The sequence below is a fragment of the Pseudomonas capsici genome (assembly GCF_017165765.1).
Lineage (GTDB): Bacteria > Pseudomonadota > Gammaproteobacteria > Pseudomonadales > Pseudomonadaceae > Aquipseudomonas > Aquipseudomonas capsici.
On sequence record NZ_JAFGZD010000002.1, the window covers coordinates 281,426 to 301,046 of the forward strand.

At 58.1% G+C, this 19,621-nt stretch carries 16 protein-coding genes; 6 read left to right on the forward strand and 10 right to left on the reverse strand.

The genetic code is table 11. The features are described from left to right. The first annotated feature begins 4 nt into the window (after positions 1-4). Both JSY17_RS03960 and JSY17_RS03965 read left to right on the forward strand, forming a co-directional pair. On the forward strand, positions 5-2,746 hold the full coding sequence (locus tag JSY17_RS03960; RefSeq protein WP_206400628.1) for an RHS repeat domain-containing protein: 2,742 nt from the start codon (positions 5-7) through the stop codon (positions 2,744-2,746). A 24-nt stretch (positions 2,747-2,770) separates the two neighbouring features. Further along, a complete protein-coding gene (locus tag JSY17_RS03965) occupies positions 2,771-3,442 on the forward strand; it encodes a M48 family metalloprotease (RefSeq protein WP_206400630.1) in 672 nt (223 codons plus the stop codon). Positions 3,443-3,712: 270 nt separating this feature from the next. On the opposite strand, the gene JSY17_RS03970 is transcribed toward JSY17_RS03965, so the two are convergent. Next, positions 3,713-5,236, reverse strand: coding sequence for a fumarate hydratase (locus JSY17_RS03970; RefSeq protein ID WP_117183947.1), 1,524 nt, complete (start codon positions 5,234-5,236; stop codon positions 3,713-3,715). Between the two features lie 186 nt (positions 5,237-5,422). Here JSY17_RS03970 and JSY17_RS03975 point away from each other — a divergent pair, with 186 nt between their 5' ends. After that, complete coding sequence (locus JSY17_RS03975) at positions 5,423-6,373, forward strand: iron-sulfur-binding ferredoxin reductase (RefSeq protein ID WP_206400631.1); 951 nt, start codon at positions 5,423-5,425, stop codon at positions 6,371-6,373. 4 nt (positions 6,374-6,377) lie between these two features. Here the strand turns inward: JSY17_RS03975 and JSY17_RS03980 are convergent, their stop codons facing one another. Together JSY17_RS03980 and pyk are read right to left on the reverse strand one after the other, a co-directional pair. Continuing rightward, a complete protein-coding gene (locus JSY17_RS03980) occupies positions 6,378-7,664 on the reverse strand; it encodes a hypothetical protein (RefSeq protein WP_200998950.1) in 1,287 nt (428 codons plus the stop codon). A gap of 213 nt (positions 7,665-7,877) precedes the next feature. After that, positions 7,878-9,329 (reverse strand): pyruvate kinase, encoded by a 1,452-nt coding sequence (pyk, locus tag JSY17_RS03985; RefSeq protein WP_117183942.1) that lies wholly within the window; start codon positions 9,327-9,329, stop codon positions 7,878-7,880. 178 nt (positions 9,330-9,507) lie between these two features. Between pyk and JSY17_RS03990 the strand changes: the two genes are divergently transcribed. Beyond that, positions 9,508-9,882 carry a tetratricopeptide repeat protein gene (locus tag JSY17_RS03990; RefSeq protein WP_117165902.1) on the forward strand — a complete coding sequence of 125 codons (375 nt, stop codon included), beginning with the start codon at positions 9,508-9,510 and terminating at the stop codon, positions 9,880-9,882. A gap of 199 nt (positions 9,883-10,081) precedes the next feature. Next, entirely contained in the window at positions 10,082-10,441 is a 360-nt protein-coding gene (locus JSY17_RS03995) for a PilZ domain-containing protein (RefSeq protein ID WP_117183940.1), read from the forward strand. 10 nt (positions 10,442-10,451) lie between these two features. On the opposite strand, the gene JSY17_RS04000 is transcribed toward JSY17_RS03995, so the two are convergent. From JSY17_RS04000 to JSY17_RS04025, 6 genes are read right to left on the reverse strand one after another with little or no spacing between them, the layout of a single operon-like run. Continuing rightward, positions 10,452-11,795, reverse strand: coding sequence for a DUF58 domain-containing protein (locus JSY17_RS04000; protein ID WP_206400632.1), 1,344 nt, complete (start codon positions 11,793-11,795; stop codon positions 10,452-10,454). Continuing rightward, on the reverse strand, positions 11,792-12,847 hold the full coding sequence (locus JSY17_RS04005; RefSeq protein WP_206400633.1) for an AAA family ATPase: 1,056 nt from the start codon (positions 12,845-12,847) through the stop codon (positions 11,792-11,794). The genes JSY17_RS04000 and JSY17_RS04005 overlap by 4 nt, the downstream gene beginning before the upstream one ends. Then, a complete protein-coding gene (locus JSY17_RS04010; protein ID WP_206400634.1) occupies positions 12,844-14,073 on the reverse strand; it encodes a DUF4350 domain-containing protein in 1,230 nt (409 codons plus the stop codon). Before JSY17_RS04010 ends, JSY17_RS04005 begins: the two co-directional genes overlap by 4 nt. Beyond that, positions 14,070-15,647 (reverse strand): DUF4129 domain-containing protein, encoded by a 1,578-nt coding sequence (locus JSY17_RS04015; RefSeq protein WP_206400635.1) that lies wholly within the window; start codon positions 15,645-15,647, stop codon positions 14,070-14,072. Before JSY17_RS04015 ends, JSY17_RS04010 begins: the two co-directional genes overlap by 4 nt. Next, complete coding sequence (locus JSY17_RS04020; RefSeq protein ID WP_206400637.1) at positions 15,634-16,614, reverse strand: stage II sporulation protein M; 981 nt, start codon at positions 16,612-16,614, stop codon at positions 15,634-15,636. The genes JSY17_RS04015 and JSY17_RS04020 overlap by 14 nt, the downstream gene beginning before the upstream one ends. After that, positions 16,611-17,336 carry an RDD family protein gene (locus JSY17_RS04025; protein WP_206400638.1) on the reverse strand — a complete coding sequence of 242 codons (726 nt, stop codon included), beginning with the start codon at positions 17,334-17,336 and terminating at the stop codon, positions 16,611-16,613. Before JSY17_RS04025 ends, JSY17_RS04020 begins: the two co-directional genes overlap by 4 nt. A 126-nt stretch (positions 17,337-17,462) precedes the next feature. Between JSY17_RS04025 and sbcB the strand changes: the two genes are divergently transcribed. Beyond that, entirely contained in the window at positions 17,463-18,899 is a 1,437-nt protein-coding gene (gene sbcB / locus JSY17_RS04030; RefSeq protein WP_206400641.1) for an exodeoxyribonuclease I, read from the forward strand. An 82-nt stretch (positions 18,900-18,981) separates the two neighbouring features. On the opposite strand, the gene mvaT is transcribed toward sbcB, so the two are convergent. Then, positions 18,982-19,359 (reverse strand): histone-like nucleoid-structuring protein MvaT, encoded by a 378-nt coding sequence (mvaT, locus tag JSY17_RS04035; RefSeq protein ID WP_025261637.1) that lies wholly within the window; start codon positions 19,357-19,359, stop codon positions 18,982-18,984. Positions 19,360-19,621 lie beyond the last annotated feature (262 nt).

Genomic DNA, 19,621 nt, shown 5'->3' on the forward strand with positions numbered 1-19,621 from the left:
GCGAATGAACATGACGCTGCACACTCATACACCCGCATTGGGCGTCATTGATCCGCGAGGTTTGGTAATTAGCAGCGTTGCGTTGTATCGCAGCGTAGTGGATCAGCCTGTCGAGGCGCGCGTAACCCATCAACGCTATGACGTAGCGGGACGTCTGGTCAGCCAGCGTGACCCGCGCCTGACGCATTCCAACCTCAATACGATTTACAGCCTTGGCGGCCAGGGCCTGCTTAGCGACAGTGTCGATGCCGGCTGGCGGCTCGGGCTGCTGGGCGAGTCAGGCCAGATCGTTGAGGGATGGGACGGGCGAGGCAGTCAGCGGCAAGTTGAATATGACGCTTTGCTGCGGCCACTGACGATCACTGAGCAAGGACGAGTTAGCGAGCGCTTGAGCTATGGCGAAGCGGATGCGTTTGAGCATAACCAGTGCAATCAGGTGGTTCGTCATGACGATACGGCGGGTACTCGTTATTGGCTGGATTACGGTTTGCCCGGTTCGCCCTTGAGCGAGATTCGGCGTTTTCTGCTGGATGTGGAAATGCCGGATTGGCCACTGGCCGAGGCTGAGCGTGATGCTCTGTTGGAAGACACTGCCCTGCAAACGCAGTGGAGGCTCAATGCTCTGGGTGAAGCCATCACACAAACCGATGCCATGGGCCATACACAGAACTTCAGGCAGACCGTGGCCGGTCAGTTGAAAACCGTCGATCTGACACTGGCCGGAGCTGAGCAAGCGCAGGTGCTGGTCAGTGACATTCATTACAACGCCTTCGATCAGGCCGAGCAGGAAACGGCAGGCAATGGCGTCGTCAGTCACGCCCTTTACGATCCGCAGGATGGTCGGTTAATGGAGCGCAGTGCCTCGCTGTTACAGCACCTCACCTACATGTACGATCCGGTCGGCAATATCGTGCAGATAGAAGACACCGCACAGCCGGTTCGCTTCTTCGCCAACCAGCGTGTCGAGCCAGCCAATGTCTACAGATACGACACCCTGTATCAACTGATCGAAGCCACAGGCCGCGAGGTGAATGCCGGTGCCAGCCACGGCCCTGAACTGCCCGGTTTGCAAGCCTTGCCGCCCGACCCCAATCAGGTCAGCAACTACACCCAAACCTACGATTACGATGCAGCTGGCAACCTGTTACAGCTGCGTCATGTCGGCGCGCAGTCCTTTACCCGTACCCTGCGCGTCGCGCCGGACAGCAACCGCAGCCTGCCCCAAGATGAAGTGGATGTGGATTTCAGCGACGGCTTCGATGCCAACGGCAACCTGCTGCACCTGATACGAGGCCAGACGCTGGAATGGGACATACGCAACCAACTGCAACGGATCACAACGGTTACGCGAGCCACCCAAGCCAGCGATCATGAGCGCTATATCTACGATGCTCAGGGCCAGCGTTGCCGCAAGATCAACAGCAGCCAAACCTCCAGCCGCACGTTAACCAATGAAGTCCGTTACCTGCCAGGCCTGGAAATCCGCACCACTGCCGATGGCGAAATCCTGCATGTCATCAATGCCCGAAACGCACGGGTGCTGCACTGGCAGGCCAGCCAGCCGAACGGCATTGCCAACGATCAGATCCGTTACAGCCTGAGTGATCATCTGGGGTCGAGTACGCTGGAGCTGGATCAACAAGGCAGCCTGATCAGCCAGGAAAGTTATTACCCGTTTGGCGGGACGGTATGGTGGGCGGCGCGCAGTGTCGTGGAGGCCAAGTACAAAACCGTGCGCTATTCGGGCAAAGAACGCGATGCAGGCGGGTTGTATTACTACGGTTTCAGGTATTACGCGCCGTGGTTGCAACACTGGATAAATCCCGACCCGGCGGGAAATGTAAACGGGTTGAATTTTTTTTGTTTTGTGGTCAATGCCCCCATCACTCATACGGATGTGGACGGCAGAATTTATAAAGAAAAAGGCGACATTACCGAACTCATCATGGAAGCGTTCGGATACACCATTCATTATCGCGGCCTGAGTGAGTTTCCTGAGAGTCAGAGAGAGTATTTAATAAAATCACTAGAAGAAGCTCGTGAAGTTTATAAAAACGCATTACACATAATTAAATCAAACCCTGAGCAAACCACCCCTGTCATGCGCAGTTTTTTTGGTTACGAGCATAAAAAAGTCACCCCTCGCATCATAGAGTCATGGGAGAAAATCCACTCCCTGATTTCCGAGTACAAAGGGGAACTGGGAGAGGACAAATTTATCGGTGTCACATCAGCCATGATGCCGACTCAAGCGTTTGTCTCTGACGATGACCCTCACGGCCGTATAGCCATAGATCTCAACAATATGAACACCAGTGAGTTACCTTTGGTGATTGGTCACGAAGTCTCTCATTTAAAAGATATCAGTGGAAGCAAAACGAAAGGACCTCACACAAACGACTATTACTACCTTTTTAACCTGAGCGCATCAGACCTGGCTCTCGGAGGAAATACACTCAACCAGAACGCCCATCAAGCCGTTGCAGAAATAATAACCGGAGGCGGCATGAACCCTGTTTACTTCTCAAGATTCGAACAGCTGAGCAATGCATTCATAAATCGAATCAAGTCTCTTCACCCGTCCCCTGAGAGTATTATGGATTTACAAAGCGCCCTCAATGAATTCAACCGAAACCCCGGCATCGCTGCTGAAATTTCTGCGGAGAATGCTGACAGTCTGACATTCTCAGCTTACAGGCTACATATGTTACATGCGAAAAATTCCTCACGCCCCTTTAGAATCTAACAATATGAACAGGTGCTCGAGCTTGTGCAGATTTCCTATCAAGGTGCCATGGCCGAACTGAATACATCGGCCCCGGGAGCCGATACGAGGCAATGGGTCGGTATTACTGTGGGAGCCGAGTCGTTAAAGCATTTGCCGAGTCTGGCTGAAAGCTACACATCCTTGAATGACATTGTGCAGGAGTACCGCGAAGGTGAAAGGTATCACCAGTTTGCAGTCGTGTCCGGCTCCATGGGGCATGCGTATGTGACGCCTTCAGATCCCCATAAGAGAATATTTCTCTCAGACTCGTTGCTTGATAAACATGCCATGGGGACCGCATTGGTCGTTAGCCATGAGCTTTCTCATGTGCTTCCTAAAGACAGTACCAAGGATTTTGCCTATCTGAACTCGACGTTCATCAAAGAGAGCCGGACCAACCTTGATAGAAAGGAGTTCAACGCACACCTTGATCAACTGGCGCTGTCTTCGCAAAGCCTGAGCGAGGGGCGGGAGAACGACTATATCTATTCCCGCACCCAGGATGTGGCGTTGCGAGGATTGGTCAAGAAGGATGAGTTGATGAAGCTTTTCGAGGTGCGCAGGGAGGAGGATATCAGGGTGGAGCGTTTGAGCGACCCGGCTGTAAGGGCCAACCTTCTACGACGCAATGCTGAATTGCCGCGCTTGGGCTGTTCCTGTCCAGAAAAAGTATGACCACCCGACTGCAGTCGTGGGGGCAGTTTCATCCGGGATAAACCTGCTAGGCTCTGTACGAAATGTATCTGCGCTCGATGATGCTGCGTTAAAAACAAGCTCGTGCGCGAGTCCGATCGGAATGCTCATTTACACCAGTAAAGTCGAGCGCGACTCCGACCGTTCCTCGCCTGTTTTTGCCTTGCCTCACCTTCGCTCGAAAACATTTCGTACAGAGCCTAAAAAAGAAACCCGGTATTCAACCGGGTTTCTTGAACGGGCAAGCCCGACTTACTGCACTTCCACCGCCAGGCTGTCGCTGATCTTTTTCTGCCAGATCTGCGGGCCGGTGATGTGGACGGATTCGCCTTTGCTGTCGACCGCGACAGTGACCGGCATGTCCTTGACCTCGAATTCGTAGATCGCTTCCATGCCCAGTTCGGCAAACGCCAGGACCTTGGATTTCTTGATCGCCTGAGCCACGAGGTAGGCAGCGCCACCGACGGCCATCAGGTAAACAGCCTTGTTGTCCTTGATCGCGTCGATAGCGGTCGGGCCGCGCTCGGATTTGCCGATCATGCCCAGCAGGCCGGTCTGTTCCAGGATCTGGCGGGTGAACTTGTCCATGCGCGTGGCAGTGGTCGGGCCTGCCGGGCCAACCACTTCTTCGCGTACCGGATCAACCGGGCCAACGTAGTAGATGAAGCGACCCTTGAGGTCCACCGGCAGGGTTTCGCCCTTGTTCAGCATCTCGACCATGCGTTTGTGCGCAGCGTCGCGACCGGTGAGCATCTTGCCGTTGAGCAGGACGGTTTCGCCCGGCTGCCAGCTTTGCACTTCTTCCGGGGTCAGGGTGTCGAGGTTGACGCGGCGGGCCGAAGGACCTGCTTCCCAGACGATTTCCGGGTAGGCATCCAGCGGCGGCGCTTCCAGGGAAGCCGGGCCTGACCCATCCAGAACGAAATGCGCATGGCGGGTCGCGGCGCAGTTCGGGATCATGCACACCGGCAACGAAGCGGCGTGGGTCGGGTAGTCCATGATCTTGACGTCGAGCACGGTGGTCAGACCGCCCAGGCCCTGAGCACCGATGCCCAACTGGTTGACCTTCTCGAACAGCTCCAGACGGATTTCTTCGATACGGTTCTGCGGGCCACGAGCCTTGAGCTCGTGAATGTCGATGGATTCCATCAACACTTCCTTGGCCATGACCGCAGCTTTCTCGGCGGTACCGCCGATGCCGATACCGAGCATGCCAGGCGGGCACCAGCCAGCGCCCATGGTCGGAACGGTTTTCAGTACCCAGTCGACGATGGAGTCGGACGGGTTGAGCATCGCCATTTTCGACTTGTTTTCCGAGCCGCCGCCTTTGGCCGCGACATCCACTTCGACGGTGTTACCCGGCACGATGGAGTAATGGATGACCGCCGGGGTGTTGTCCTTGGTGTTCTTGCGAGCGCCTGCCGGGTCGGCGAGGATCGAGGCGCGCAGGACGTTTTCGGGCAGGTTGTAGGCGCGACGCACGCCCTCGTTGATCATGTCGTCCAGGCTCATGGTGGCGCCATCCCAGCGCACGTCCATGCCGACACGCACGAACACGGTGACGATACCGGTGTCCTGGCAGATCGGACGATGACCGGTTGCACACATACGCGAGTTGATCAGGATCTGGGCGATGGAGTCGCGTGCAGCCGGGGACTCTTCACGCAGATAGGCCTCATGCATGGCCTGGATGAAATCAACGGGGTGGTAATAGGAAATGAATTGCAGGGCGTCTGCAACGCTCTGAATCAGGTCGTCTTGCTTGATCACGGTCATGCGGCGCGCTCCTCTGTTGGGACGGGAACATTCAATTACGCTATCGGCGGACATCTGGCGCAGCGGCAGGAGCCAGAGTTGTCAGGTTAGCCGTAGCGGGCGCAAAAAGGCGCGGCAGTATAACCCGCCCAATCGGCCAACCTGTACAATCGCGAATATTTTCTGCGCAGGGCCTGGAACTTTTCGATGCCTGAGATACATGTCGGCGACCGGCACTGGCCGGTGACTGAGGCCAGTAATCTGCTCGATGCCCTGAATCAGGCGGGCGTTGCCGTGCCCTACAGCTGTCGGGCGGGCAGTTGCCATGCCTGTCTGGTGCGTTGTGTCGAAGGCGAACCTGCGGATGACAAACCCGATGCGCTGGACTGCGGCAAGCGTCAGCAGGGCTGGCGTCTGGCGTGCCAGTGCCGGGTTGTCGAAGATCTGAAAGTAGAAGTATTCGACCCCGTGCGCGACGGTCTGCCCGCCCGGGTGTCGGGTTGCGACTGGCTGAGCCCGACAGTGCTGCGCCTGCGTCTGGAGCCGGATCGCCCGTTGCGTTATCGCGCCGGGCAGCATCAGGTTTTGTGGACGAGCGACGGTATTGCCCGCCCGTACTCCCTGGCCAGCCTGCCCGGTGAAGACGCCTTTCTGGAGTTTCATCTCGACTGCCGTTTGCCCGGCGCCTTCTGCGACGCTGCGCGGCAGTTGCACGTGGGCGATGCCATAAGGCTTGGAGAACTGCGTGGCGGTGCCTTGCAATACGACCCCGACTGGCAGGATCGTCTGCTGTTGCTGCTGGCTGCCGGCACCGGCCTCGGTCCGTTGTGGGGCGTGTTGCGTGAGGCGTTGCGTCAGGAGCATCAAGGTGCCATTTATCTGCTGCATCAGGCCCGTGAGTGCAGCGAGCATTATCTGACTGACGAATTACGACGTGTGGCTAAGGCGCATCCGCAATTACAGGTCCGTCTGTTGACTTCTGATGAGTTGCAGAGCGCTCTGGGTGAAGTGCGCTTGATCTGCCGTCAGGCCGTGGCACTGGTCTGCGGCAGCCCGGTCAGTGTCGAGACTTTCGCCAAGGCCTTGTATCTGGCGGGGGTGCCACGTAACCGGGTGTTGGCCGATGCGTTTACCGCTAGGGATAGCGCAGGTATATAAAGCGTTATCCCAATACTCTGAAGACAAAGCCTTTGAACAACCCGCTGTCCGAGATGAGGGCTCCTGCCACCAGGATGTTGCCGTCGTCCTGGACAGCAACATCGTAATTAAGGGTGTGTCCAGTTCCTGCCGCGATCCTGACCCAGCCTTGAGAGGCGCCGAACTGAGTGTCCCACACGCCCCGATTATCAAGGCGTCCTACGATTGCCTCTGACGCGCTTCCCAAGGTACCGCCGAGCACGACATTCAGGCCCGAGCGGCTGTCCAGAGCGGCATTGTTCCATTGACTGCCTTGCTCGCCGATTTCGGTAAACAGCGCTTGGCCGCCGTTGAACGCAGGGTCCATCGAGCCGTCTTTATCCAGGCCCAGCAACACCGACTTGAGGGGGGCTACGATAGTGCTGCCGACCCCCAGAATATTGCCGTTGGACTCTCTGAATATGTCCAGGCATTGAGCTGACTGGGCATCGGTGTTTTCGGGCGGAACGATAAAAATGCCATTTTCTCCAAAACTACTGTCCAGCGAGCCATCGGTGTTATAGCGAACCACCAGCGGACGAGCTTCAACGGTCGGGGTATACCGATAAGTACCGGCGATGATGATTTTGCTGTTTTCGACATACAGAGGTTCAAGTCTGGTCAGGCTGTCCGGGAAACCCAGGGTCACATAGCCCGTGCCATTGAAGGAGGTATCCAGCGAACCGTCTGGAGTCAGACGGAATGTGACAGCGATATCACGAAACGTGTCGCTGACGACGATTTTGCCATCCGACTGGAGCAGGGCACTGACCGTTGAGGACGCGTTCTGCAGCGTTTCGGGATCGCGTGCAAAACGGGTGGATTCAGTCGCGTTTTTTTCGAGCGGCAGGTCCAGGATGACAGAGCCTTGGTCACCGAAACGGGTATCGAGGCTGCCGTCGCTATTAAGTCGGGTCACCGCTCGGTAATCGACGAGCGCGTCGATATAGACTTTCCCGACCAGTAGCAATTTATCGTCTGCTGTGACAAAGGTTGCGGCGGCTGCCGATTCGAGGCCCGCCCTGAACTGCCCGAGCACGATTCCGGCATTGCCAAAGCTCTGGTCAGGTGTACCGTCGGGATTCAGGCGGGCCAGTGCATAGTCATTCTGGCCGCGATAACCGGATATCAACAGTTTGCCATCAGGAGCAAGGTTGACCCCAAGCACTGCGGCATTGAGCGTTTCCGGCCCGAAATGCGTAAGCAGAATGCCGTTTTCAGCAAAGTCAGGATCAAGGTCGCCAGCGGCCAGCGGTGATTTTTTTGTAGTCATGAGCTTATTCCCTCAACTCTGCAACGTTCATCCTGAACGCCGTATGTGATTGATTTCCGGTCACCGAGTACCGGAAGAACTTTACGGTGCCATGAGGCAAACAGGGGGGCAACTGTCAGAAATGACAGGCCATGGGCACGATCGCGATCGCTGCACCATGAAAAAGCCCCGGACGCTTGCGCGCCGGGGCTTTTGTCTACTGCTTGCGGTCTATCAGACCAATGGATCGCCAACGTGCAGGATTTTCATGCCGTTGGTGCCACCGATGGTGTGGTAGCTGTCGCCCTTGGTCAGGATGACCCAGTCGCCTTGTTCGATCAGACCGCGCTTGAGCAGTTCGTCCACAGCGGACTGACTGACCTGACCTGGCGGCAGGTTCGCCGGGTCGAAAGGCACGGTGTAGACGCCACGGAACATGGCGGCGCGCGCCTGGGTTTCGCGGTGCGGGGAGAACGCATAGATCGGCACCGAGGAACGGATACGCGACATGATCAGCGGGGTGTAGCCACTTTCGGTCAGGGCGATGATCGCCTTGACGCCCGGGAAGTGGTTGGCGGTGTACATGGCGGCCAGCGCGATGCTTTCGTCACAGCGCGTGAACGAGTGACCGATGCGGTGGCTGGAGGTCTTGCCGGTCGGGTGCTTTTCAGCGCCCAGGCAGATACGGGCCATGGCCTGAACGGCTTCGACCGGATAGGAACCGGCAGCACTTTCGGCCGAGAGCATCACGGCGTCGGTGTAGTCGAGCACGGCGTTGGCCACGTCGGACACTTCGGCACGGGTCGGCATCGGACTGGAGATCATCGACTCCATCATTTGCGTGGCAACGATCACCGCCTTGTTGTGGCGACGTGCGTGCAGGATGATGCGTTTCTGGACGGCAACCAGCTCTGCATCACCGATTTCAACGCCCAGGTCGCCACGGGCAACCATCACGGCATCGCTGGCGCGAATCAGTTCGTCGAGCACTTCATCGTTGGCAACGGCTTCGGCGCGCTCGATCTTGGCGACCAGCCAGGCAGTACCACCGGCTTCGTCGCGCAGTTTGCGAGCGTATTCCATATCCGCAGCATCGCGCGGGAAGGAAACGGCCAGATAGTCCAGCTCCATTTCGGCAGCCAGCTTGATGTCCTGCTTGTCTTTCTCGGTCAGCGCCGGTGCCGTCAGGCCACCACCGCGACGGTTGATGCCTTTGTGGTCCGAGAGCGGGCCACCGATGGTGACGGTGCAATGCAGCTCGGTCGCGGTTTGTGTATCGACGCGCATGACCACGCGACCGTCGTCGAGCAGCAGTTCGTCGCCTACGCCGCAGTCCTTGACCAGATCGGGGTAATCGATGCCCACGACTTCCTGATTGCCGTCGGTCAGTGGATGAGAGGTCGAGAAGGTGAACTTGTCACCGACCTTCAGCTCTATTCGTTTGTTGGCGAACTTGGCAATGCGGATTTTCGGACCTTGCAGGTCACCCAGCAGGGCAACGAAACGCCCGTGTCTGGCGGCGATTTCACGGATCAGCCTGGCGCGTGCCTTGTGCTCATCCGGGCTGCCGTGGGAGAAGTTCAGGCGAGCAACGTCCAGTCCCGAGAGAATGAGTTGTTCGATGACTTCTGGCGAGTTACTGGCAGGGCCAAGTGTGGCAACGATTTTGGTGCGGCGAACGGTCATGCACAAACTCCTTAATTGAAGCGCAGCGAGAGGCTACTCCTGTCCGGGGCTGTAGTCATTGTTCCTTTGCACTACCTCTTCGGGAATCGACAGGGCAATCGGCTGATGATCGGTGTTGAATCTGCCCTGAAGAAAAGGGGCAGCAGGCCGATATCAAGGCACAGAACAGGAGACTCTCATGCGCATTCTAACGATTCTTGTATTACTGGTTGCTGTCAGTGGCTGTACCCGTTGGGCGATGAACGCCAACCTCAACGAGGCTTATCACGCTTATGAGCGTGGCGATTGCGACAGTGTGATGCTGTCGCTGTCGAAGGTCGAGCGCCAGAGCCGCGAACGCTCTTACGTATGGCCTGAGGTGTCGATGCTGCGCGGCCAATGCCTGGAGCGCCAGAAGCTGTATGTCGATGCGGTGCAGACCTATCAGTTCCTGATTGCCAGATATCCATCGAGTGAATATGCCTACCGCGCACGCGCCCGTCTCGATACGTTGGCACAACTGGGCCACAACCTTGCCGGACAGCCTGCCAAGCCTTTCCCTGCTTCAAAATGATTACACCCGATTGGGGGAAAAGTAGTGTTTTCGGGTGGATGTTAGAAAAATCTCGGCTAGGCTCTGTGTCAAGGGAATGAAATGTACAGAGCTAAACCTGTTTCAAGGGCTTTCCATGTGGCATGAGTGGGTGGTAGCCCCATGGAATTTGAATTGTTTGCGTGCAGGATCACGCCCAATAGTTCAGAAGGCGGCTGAGATGCTAAGGAATCGAAGGATTGAACGTCACCAACTGCAAGATTATCTTCAGGTCTCGAATCGCCACACGGGCAAATCAATGGGTTGGCTGGGCAATGTCTCCGAAGAGGGGTTGATGCTCATCAGTGATTTGCCTCTGCTGGTCGGTGCCATATTCGATTTGCGCATGAAGATGCCTGCCAACGCAGAAGGGCAAAAAGTAGTCGACGTAAAAGCCACTTGTCTGTGGTGCCACGAAGATGAAACACCTGGAAATTACAATTCGGGTTTTACATTGAACACGGTGCCTGAGGGCTATCGTGACCTTGCCGATGCACTGCGCCAATACTTCTGCTTCTACCTCGTAGAAGCTTCAGCCTGACGCAGGCAATTTACAGTGTTCCGGCTTTCTTCCAGCTCAAGTAACGAGTGACCAGTTGTGCGCCCAGTTCTGCTGGGCGCACATCCATGACCGGTATGCCCTGGGCTGCCAGGCGTTCATGCAGACCGGCCCTCGCATTGCCGAAGTCGATTGTCCCGCAATAAGCCAGTGCCTGATCGTAGGTCTGTACCGACGACTGGCGCAGATTATCCAGTACCTCCTCGCGCAGACTGGCCACCAATACCCGATGCTGACGGCTGAGCTGCTTCACGGCTGCCGGTAATTCCTCATCGTCTTCATCGCGCAGATTGGTCACCAGAATCACCAGAGCCCGGCGTTTCTGTCGTGCCAGCACCTGGCGCACTGCCGTACTGTAGTCTGCTGCATGCCGGGTGCTTTGCAGGTCATAAACCGTGTTGAGCAGCAGGTTCAAATGACTCTGCCCTTTGACGGGGGCCAGATAGCGATGCTGATCAGCGGCAAAGGTCGTCAATCCCACGGCGTCGCCCTGGCGCAAGGCGACGTAGCTGAGCAGCAGGCAGGCATTGAGGCTGTGATCGAAATGCGACAGGTCGCCATCCTGGCTGCGCATGCGTCGGCCGCAGTCGAGCATGAGGATGATCTGCTGGTCGCGCTCGTCCTGATATTCGCGGGCAATGGGCGTGCGTTGTCGGGCAGTGGCTTTCCAGTCGATCTGCCGCAGGCTGTCGCCTTCGCGAAACTCGCGCAATTGATTGAATTCCAGCCCCAGCCCACGGCGCTGACGCTGATGCACGCCGATCTGGCTGAGCCAGTTATCCACAGCCAGCAACTGGCCGCCATACAGCCGGGCGAAATCCGGGTAGACACGAGTGCTGCCGGGTACGGGCAGATAGCGACGTGCCGACCACAGGCGCAACGGGCTGGGCAGGCTGACTTCACAGTGCTCGAAGACGAATGGCCCACGTTTGACAGGGCGAAGGCGATAACCCGTCTGGACCTTTTCGCCGCTGGCCAGGGTGACCGACAGCGGCATGTTCTCAAACTCCAGGCCGTCGGGGATGTGATCGAACACGCGCAGGGCCAGAGTGCGAGCGGATGAATGCTCGATGTCCAGTCGCACTTCGCTCCAGCGCCCCAGTGCCAGGCTGCCCGGCAACTGGCGCTGTATGCCGGGTGAAGGCTGGCGTGCAAGACGAACGAGATCGAACAGGCTCGTTCCTGCCAGACCCAGCAATGCGGCCCAGAACAGGGTAGTGATTGCTGTGGGCAGATCGACACCCAGCGCCTTGAGGCTGCCATGCAGCAAGGCAAGTCCCGCCAGCCCGCCAAACCAGCCCAGCAATCGGGTCGATGGCCTGAATGCCTGCTTCATAGGCGCGGTGCCGGAACCTGATCGAGCAATTGCTTGAGCACCTGATCCACCGAGAGCCCTTCGATATCCAGTTCGGCGGAAAGCCTGACCCGATGGCGCAGCACCGCCAGCGCACAGCCCTTGATATCGTCCGGTATGACGAACTCGCCACCGCGCAACAGGGCGCGTGCCCGACCACCGCGAACCAGAGCGATGGAGGCGCGTGGCCCGGCACCGAGGCTCAGGCCTGGCCAGGTGCGGGTGCTGCGTGCCAGACGCACGGCGTAATCCAGTACCTGATCGTCCATGGGCAATTCGCTGGCGATACGTTGCAGTGCCTGAACTTCACGGGCCTGCAGGATGACCCGCAACGGTTGCACTTCGAGAATGTCGGCCCGGGGCGAGCGCGTCACTTGCCGCACCATGGTCAGCTCTTCCTGAGTGTCCGGGTAATCCATGCGCAGCTTGAGCATGAAGCGATCCAGCTCGGCTTCCGGCAGGGGATAAGTGCCTTCCTGTTCGATGGGGTTTTGCGTGGCCAGCACCATGAACGGCTGGGCAATCGGCAGCGCACGGCCTTCAAGAGTGACTTGCCGTTCCTGCATGGCTTCGAGCAGCGCAGCCTGAGTCTTGGCCGGGGCGCGGTTGATCTCGTCGGCCAGCAACAGGTTGGTGAACAGCGGCCCCTTGCGCAGCTTGAACTGCTCGGTCTGTATGTCATACACCGCATGACCGGTGACGTCGCTGGGCATCAGATCGGGGGTGAACTGAATGCGCGCGAACTCGCCACCGAAGCAACGGGCCAGGGCGCGGACCAGCAAGGTCTTGCCCAACCCCGGCACGCCTTCGAGCAGCACATGCCCGCCACCGATCAACGCGGTCAACACATCGTCGATCACCGCATTCTGACCGATCACGGCCTTTTGCAACTCGTTGCGCAGCGCCTGTGCCAGATGGCTGGCCCGCTGCCGTTGCTGCGCCTGAGTGCTAGGCGTCGGTTCTGCACTGACCGGGGCTTCGGTGGGCGGGAGGCTGTCGAGGTTGTGGGGCTGGTCGCTCGGTTGATCGCTCATAAGGCATTCCTGAGGGTTTGCAGGTGGGCAACCTGACGGGTGAATTCGGCACTGGACATGCGCTGGCTGGGCCTTGGTCGCAGGGCGTCGCTGATGGCGCTGGTGGGTTGGCGGGTCAGGCGTGCCAGAACCTGCCATTGGTCGGTCACGCCCAATCGTTCGAAGCCGGGATGACGCTGGCGGGCGCGGCGCAGGATGTCCGTTTGCAGACTCTTGATCAGGGCCTGATGGCCGCTGCGGCGGCGTACAAAATCGGCACTGGCGCGCAGATGCTCGGTCAGTTGACGTCGGCCTCTTGCAACCGGCGCTTGCAGCGGGCCTTCACGCAGCCCTGCATGCCAGAGCGTCAGGCCGAGCAGCAGTGCAAGTGTCCCCAGCGCCAGCGGGAAGTTGCGCAGCAACAGGCTCGCCAGATTGTCATGTCCGGTTTCCAGGACCATGGTCACCGCGCTGTCCTGAGTGAGATACCACAGCAGCCAGGCATTGTCGTAGCGGGCGATGGCGCGGTTTTTCCACAGATCGGAATCCGTCACCACCGTGATCAGCCCCTTGCCGTAGACCATTTGCATCATGTGCGTGGCATCGGCGCTGTTGGCCCAGGACTGGGCATGATCCAGCGGGTCTTCCAGGTGGAAGGCCGGGTTGAAGCTCATGTAGGCCGGTTCTTTTTCGTTTTCCAGATACAGGCGCGTCAGTTCCGGCCAGCGCATCGACGGTTTGCCGGTTCGGGGCGCGATCAGTGGAATCGGCGGCTTGGGCAGCGCATCGTTTTCCAGTCGTTCTTCTTCGCGATCCTGCAGCTTGATGTCCCGGGTGAGGTACTGGCGAATCTCGACCCGGTCCAGCAGCAGGTCGCCGCTGCGGTTCTTTTGCTCATCCCATATCTGCTCGGCGACGAACAGCAGGTGGCCGCCGGATCTGGCCCAGCCCAGCAACCGTTCGGCCTGGGCAGGTGTCATGTTTTCGCGACTGTCGAGCAGCAAGAGCGTTTGTGGCTGCTGACTGACGTCGGGAAGCTCGAGCAGGTTACGGGTGGTGTTGACCGAGGGCGAACGTTGACGCAGGAAGTGTTCGGCAGCCAGATACGGATTGGCCGCAACTTCCGGCGAAGGTCCCTGGTCGATGATTTCTTCATAGGGCTCAAGATGCTTGTAGGCATAGCCACCGCCCAGCAGCAGTGCCACGAGCACCAGCAGGCCGACCAGTATCTGCTTGCGCCGGCTCATCGTTTTGCCTCTGCATCGAACAGTCGGCGCCAGCCGTCGCAGAGTTCCTGTTGCAGATGTGCAGGAGGCAGGCGATGGCCGTAGGCGAGGTTTTGCCAATGGGTGGTCAGGTTGCGGCTGAACTCGCTCAACAGTGGCAGGTTCAGGCTGGCGACTTTTTCCAGCACCTGACCCTCGGTGTCGGCATGCTTGAGGGGCAGTTGATAGTCGCTCAGCAAGCGGTTGAGCAGGCCGCGATACAACAGGCTCAAGGCTTCTCGCGGCTGACTGGCCCAGAGTCGCTGCGCGTGGGCGGCGATGTCGTCAGGCAGGCTCTGGGCCGTGACGGACAGGCCGAACAGTTGTTCGGGTTTATCGCGCAGGGTTTTGCGTTTGCTGCTGCCACGGTTGACGAAGGTCTTGAACCACAGGCGATAACGCCAGATCAGCCAGCCGGTCAGGGCGATGGCGGTTGCCCAGAGTACGGCTTCCAGTACGTTGGCGATGACGCCTGCCGATCTCAGCAGGCCATTGAGCCATTTGAGCAGAGTGGTCTCGTTGCCGGGGCTGGCCTTAGAGGCCGGTTCCTTGTGTTCCGGGAAGCGCCAGCCGGTGACGGTCTTGGGGTTCTTGAACGGTGGTTGTTGCAGCAGGGCTCTGATGTCTTTTCTGGCTTCTTCGCTGGTCAGGTCCTGGAGCGTCAGGCGCGGTGTGTCGGGGGCGGCGGAGCTGGCTTGTTCCGGCTCCGGAAGCGGGCAACTGTAGCTTTCTGTTTCGTCTGCCCAGCCCGAAGCGGGCACGGCAGACAGGGTCAGGCCGGCAGCGATCAGCAGCGCATAAGCGCTGCCGATCAAGCGCTGGCGCAGGCGTCTGAAGACCAGTTCGATATCCCAGGCTTCCAGAGTCGTGCGTCGATTGAGGTACAGGGTAAAACCGCAGGAAACGTAGATCGGTCCCCAGAACACCAGCACCAGGGCATAGAGTGCATTGCTCAGGTGTTCCAGCCAGTTCCAGCTGCCGTTGGCATTGAGCATGCTGTACCAGCGCCAGTCGAGTTCGATCTGCTGGGGAATGAAGGCATAGAACAGCAGGATCAGACCGAACCACAGCGTAAACTCCAGGTGGCTGCCGACGATGGTCAGGCAACGGGCGGCGCGCATGTCTTTCTGGCTGAGCAGGGCGATGCGTCGACTTCGCTCGATACCCGACAGGTTTTCCAGTTGTTGCACCGGCAGCAGGAAACTGCGGCTCGGGCTCAGGCGTCTTGACGTCAGGCTGGGAAGCAACTCGTTCCTGAGGGTTGCAGGCCAGGCCTTGAGCGCTTGCTTGAGTGTGGGCGCTTGACCGAACAATGCCTTGGAAAGAATCAGCAGCGGCAGGCGTTCATAAACTGGTTTGAGCCACCAGAACAGAAAGAATACCAGCGAGGGGTAATCCCACAGCAACAGCGTCAGTAGTGCGAAGCAGGGCAGGGTGACGATGGCCCAACTGCTCATCAGCAGGCCTCGATGTTCCCTGGCCAGCAACACGCCCAGATCCATGGCTTCCCAGGGATTGCGCGGCCGTAGGGTGACACTGGCGTCAGTCAGGCGCATGGGCTGTCCGTCCTGCCAGAGTCAGATAGGCAATCACCAACGCCCAGAGCACAGCGCCCACCAGGTATTTGATCAGCGGTGCGGGCCAGGTCATGGATGACCAGTAGGCTTCTGTAAAGGCTGCAATCAACAGAAACAGAATGACGCCACCGATCAATTGCACACTGACTCGTGCGGCCTGACGCAAGGCTTCGGCGCGAGTCAGGCGACCGGGTGCCAGCAAGGCCCAGCCCAGCTTCAGCCCCGCCGCACCCGCCAGGGCAATCGCCGTCAGCTCAAAGGCTCCGTGACCGACCACGAATGACCAGAATGTCTGGCCAAAGCCGATCTGCGTCAGGTGCCCGGCGACTGCACCGATCATCAGGCCGTTGAACAGCAGGAAGAACAGGCTGCCCAGGCCGAACAGCAACCCGCTGGCATACGTCTGAAACGCGATGCCGATGTTGTTCATGATGTAGTAGCCGAACATCATCCAGTCGGAGCTGGACTCTCGCTCCAGTGCCTGGCCGATGCGCCGGGCGGCAGGATCGTACATGCTTTCCATGTCGCTGACCTGCGCGGGGCTGACGATGCTGTAGATCAGGTCCGGAAAGAAATACACCAGCACGCCCATGCCGATCAGGCTGCCGAAGAACAGCAGGCTGGCGACCAGTATGAAACGCCATTGCTCGCGTACCAGACGCGGGAATCCGGCAAGCAGGAACCCCAGAAACTGCGCGGCGAAACTGCTGCGATGGCGATAGAGTTGTTGATGGCCACGCATTGCCAATTGCTGCAACGGGTCGATCAGGTGGCTGCTGTAGCCACGCTCCCTGGCCAGTGCCAACTGGTGGCAGATGCGCCGGTAATCGCTGGCAAAGGTCTCGCCGGTTTCGGGATCGCGCTTGCCCCGCTCAAGAGTATCCAGCCGTTCACCGAAGAGCTGCCAGTGCAACTGATGCCGCGCTTCAAACTGGCTCTGCTTCATGTCGGCCCCAGCAGGCCGCGGGCCAGGCCGTTGATATGAGCAACCGCTTGGTCGGGCGAGACGCGCAAGGGTTCGGCGAGAATGCCGGCCAGCTCGTCGGCACGTGCGCTGGAAAGCTCGCCCTGGCGCTCTGCCAGATCCAGTACGGCACGCTGTTCGTCCAGTGTCAGGGGAAAAGGCGCGATAAGCGGATCGGCCTGCGGCAGGATCGGGCGCTGGACCGGCACATCGCGATAGACCACCCAGGTTCCCGCAGCAAGATCGCCAAGGCGCTTGAACCGGGGATGGCTCAGGCAACTGATGGCCCCGACGCTGTAGCCGAAGGGCAGCATGTCGACCACGCGCAGCAGGTTGCGTATCAGCGACGATGCCCAGCCGATGGGCGTGCCGTCGTCATGGACCACCCGCAACCCCATGATGCGCTTGCCCGGCGTGCAGCCCTGGTTCAGGACTTCGAACAGCACCATGTACCACCAGGTCACCAGAAAGATGGCGATTGAGCTCAGGCCTGTACCGAGTTTGTCGAACAGCCGGAAAAATATGAGGAGTGCGCCGATCACCAGCACACGGATGCTCAGGTCGATCCCGAAGGCCAATGCACGAGGCAGGAGGCCGGCCGGACGCATGACCAGATCGATGCCTTCCGGTGTCTCGATCCCGATTCGGGTATCCAGTGGCACGGACGGCGCTGCATTCCTTGGCGATGCTGGAGACGATGACATTGTCGGGGGCGGGACCTGAAGGCGATCTGTGATGCTATCGAGCACGGCAGAGGTGCGCAACAAGGCATTCGCCACAGGCATACCCGAAGACCTACACTTTGTTGGTCTTTTGTTCAGGATCAGCCCGTGACTTCCAGCATTTTCTGGTACGACTATGAAACCACCGGTATCAACCCGCGCAATGACCGTCCATTGCAGATGGCCGGCATTCGTACCGACTTCGACCTCAATGAAATCGCCACGCCGGTCAATCTGTACTGCCAGCCCGGCGACGACATCCTGCCGCATCCCGCGGCGTGCCTGATAACCGGTATCACGCCCGAGCGTCTGGCTGAAAAAGGGCTCTGCGAAGCGGATTTCATGACGCGGGTACACGCTGAATTGTCAGCGCCCGGGACCTGCGGCTCCGGCTATAACACCTTGCGTTTCGATGACGAAGTGACCCGTTACAGCCTCTATCGAAACTTTTTCGACCCCTATGCCCGTGAATGGCAGGGCGGCAACAGTCGCTGGGACCTGATCGATGTGGTGCGGGCTGCCTATGCGTTGCGCCCCGATGGAATTGTCTGGCCGCAGGAAGAGGGAAGGGTAACGCTCAAGCTGGAACGTCTGACCGCGGCCAACGGTATCGATCATGGTCAGGCTCACGATGCATTGTCGGATGTACGGGCAACGATTGCCCTGGCGCGTCTTGTCCGGGATAAACAGCCACGACTTTATGATTATCTGTTCGCGTTGCGCAGTAAACAGAAGGTTCAGGAACAGATTCGGCTGATGCAGCCGCTGGTACATATTTCAGGACGTTTCTCGGCGGCCCGTAATTATCTGGGCATCATATTACCCTTGGCATGGCATCCACATAATCGCAATGCACTGATTGTGTGCGACCTGCATCTGGATCATTCGCCCTTGCTGGAGGAGGACGCCGAAGTTCTGAAACAGCGTTTATATACGCGCCGCGAGGGGCTGGCAGACGATGAATTGCCGGTGCCGCTCAAGTTGCTGCATATAAACCGTTGTCCGGTGATTGCACCGCTATCTGTCTTGCGCACTGAAAACCAACAGCGCTTGCAGCTTGATATGGCGACCTGTCAGCAACGAGTGGCACAGCTGAACGAGAGCCGTGAACTTTGGCAGAACAAATTGCCTGCCTTGTATGGCAAGGAAGATTTCACGGCCTCTGAAGATCCCGAGCAGCAATTGTATGATGGCTTTATTGGTGATCGTGATCGCCGTCTTTGTGAGCAAGTACGCTGTGCCGAGCCAGAACAATTGGCCCATGATGCCTGGCCTTTTGACGATGGGCGTCTGCCCGAGTTGCTGTTTCGTTATCGGGCTCGTAACTTTCCGGATACCTTGAGTAGCGAAGAGCAACAACGTTGGCGCAGTTTTTGTCAGACAAGGCTGAGCAGCCCTGAGGCTGGGGCTCCCAACACATTACAAGGTTTTACGAAGGCGCTGGTGGAGTTGTCCCTTAATGCCACCGCAGAACAGCTGAAGGTGTTGAGTCAATGGCAGGATTATGTAAGAAATTTAACTGAGCGATTGGGTGTGCCGGGATAAGACCGAAGGAAACCGGAGTAATAAAAAACGCCAGCAAGCTGGCGTTTTTAACGGGTGCAGATGATGTGCAACCCTGTGAAGCTTAGCCCAGCAGAGTGGCCCAGCTTTCAACCTCGTCACCGCCCCACTTGGCTTTCCACTCTTTCAGAGTTTTATGGTTGCCACCTTTGGTTTCGATGACTTCGCCGTTGTGCGGGTTCTTGTATTGCTTGACTTTACGAGCACGCTTGGTGCCGGTAGTTTTCACTGCGCCGCCACGAGGAGCTTTAACTTTCGATTCTGGATCCAGAAGTGCAATGATGTCACGCAGCGATTTCTGGTATTCGCCCATCAGTGTGCGCAGTTTGCCTTCGAATTCCAGCTCGGTTTGCAGTTTGTCGTCTTGCGACAGGTTTTTCAAACGGGCTTGCAGTTCTTTGATAGCTTCTTCTGTGGCGCGGTATTCGTTGATCAGGGACATGAGGGGGACCTTATGTTGTGATGGGTTTCAGGGAGACAGTCACGTAATAATAGTCAGAGGAATTGAGCAAGTAAACATTAAATAAAAGTTTTATTGAATTATTTAGAATATAGCACCCCTTCTACAGATTCATGGAACTAGCGAGAAGGTCTGTGATCGCCAAAGATGCCCCTCTTAAAACCCCGCTAAATAGAGGGTTTGTTTGAAGCTTGAACGCTGAAAAGGGGGTGATGGCAAGGTGCAATCCCCGGTTGCCGGTTTT

Coding starts and splice junctions, on each gene's coding strand:
- JSY17_RS03970 (WP_117183947.1), bottom strand. CDS start 5,236: ATGACCGTGATCAAGCAAGACGACCTGATTCAGAGCGTTGCAGACGCC.
- pyk (WP_117183942.1), bottom strand. CDS start 9,329: ATGACCGTTCGCCGCACCAAAATCGTTGCCACACTTGGCCCTGCCAGT.
- JSY17_RS04015 (WP_206400635.1), bottom strand. CDS start 15,647: ATGCGCCTGACTGACGCCAGTGTCACCCTACGGCCGCGCAATCCCTGG.
- mvaT (WP_025261637.1), bottom strand. CDS start 19,359: ATGTCCCTGATCAACGAATACCGCGCCACAGAAGAAGCTATCAAAGAA.
- JSY17_RS04000 (WP_206400632.1), bottom strand. CDS start 11,795: ATGAAGCAGGCATTCAGGCCATCGACCCGATTGCTGGGCTGGTTTGGC.
- JSY17_RS04010 (WP_206400634.1), bottom strand. CDS start 14,073: ATGAGCCGGCGCAAGCAGATACTGGTCGGCCTGCTGGTGCTCGTGGCA.
- JSY17_RS03975 (WP_206400631.1), top strand. CDS start 5,423: ATGCCTGAGATACATGTCGGCGACCGGCACTGGCCGGTGACTGAGGCC.
- JSY17_RS04005 (WP_206400633.1), bottom strand. CDS start 12,847: ATGAGCGATCAACCGAGCGACCAGCCCCACAACCTCGACAGCCTCCCG.
- JSY17_RS03995 (WP_117183940.1), top strand. CDS start 10,082: ATGCTAAGGAATCGAAGGATTGAACGTCACCAACTGCAAGATTATCTT.
- JSY17_RS04020 (WP_206400637.1), bottom strand. CDS start 16,614: ATGAAGCAGAGCCAGTTTGAAGCGCGGCATCAGTTGCACTGGCAGCTC.
- JSY17_RS03960 (WP_206400628.1), top strand. CDS start 5: ATGAACATGACGCTGCACACTCATACACCCGCATTGGGCGTCATTGAT.
- JSY17_RS04025 (WP_206400638.1), bottom strand. CDS start 17,336: ATGTCATCGTCTCCAGCATCGCCAAGGAATGCAGCGCCGTCCGTGCCA.
- JSY17_RS03990 (WP_117165902.1), top strand. CDS start 9,508: ATGCGCATTCTAACGATTCTTGTATTACTGGTTGCTGTCAGTGGCTGT.
- JSY17_RS03980 (WP_200998950.1), bottom strand. CDS start 7,664: ATGACTACAAAAAAATCACCGCTGGCCGCTGGCGACCTTGATCCTGAC.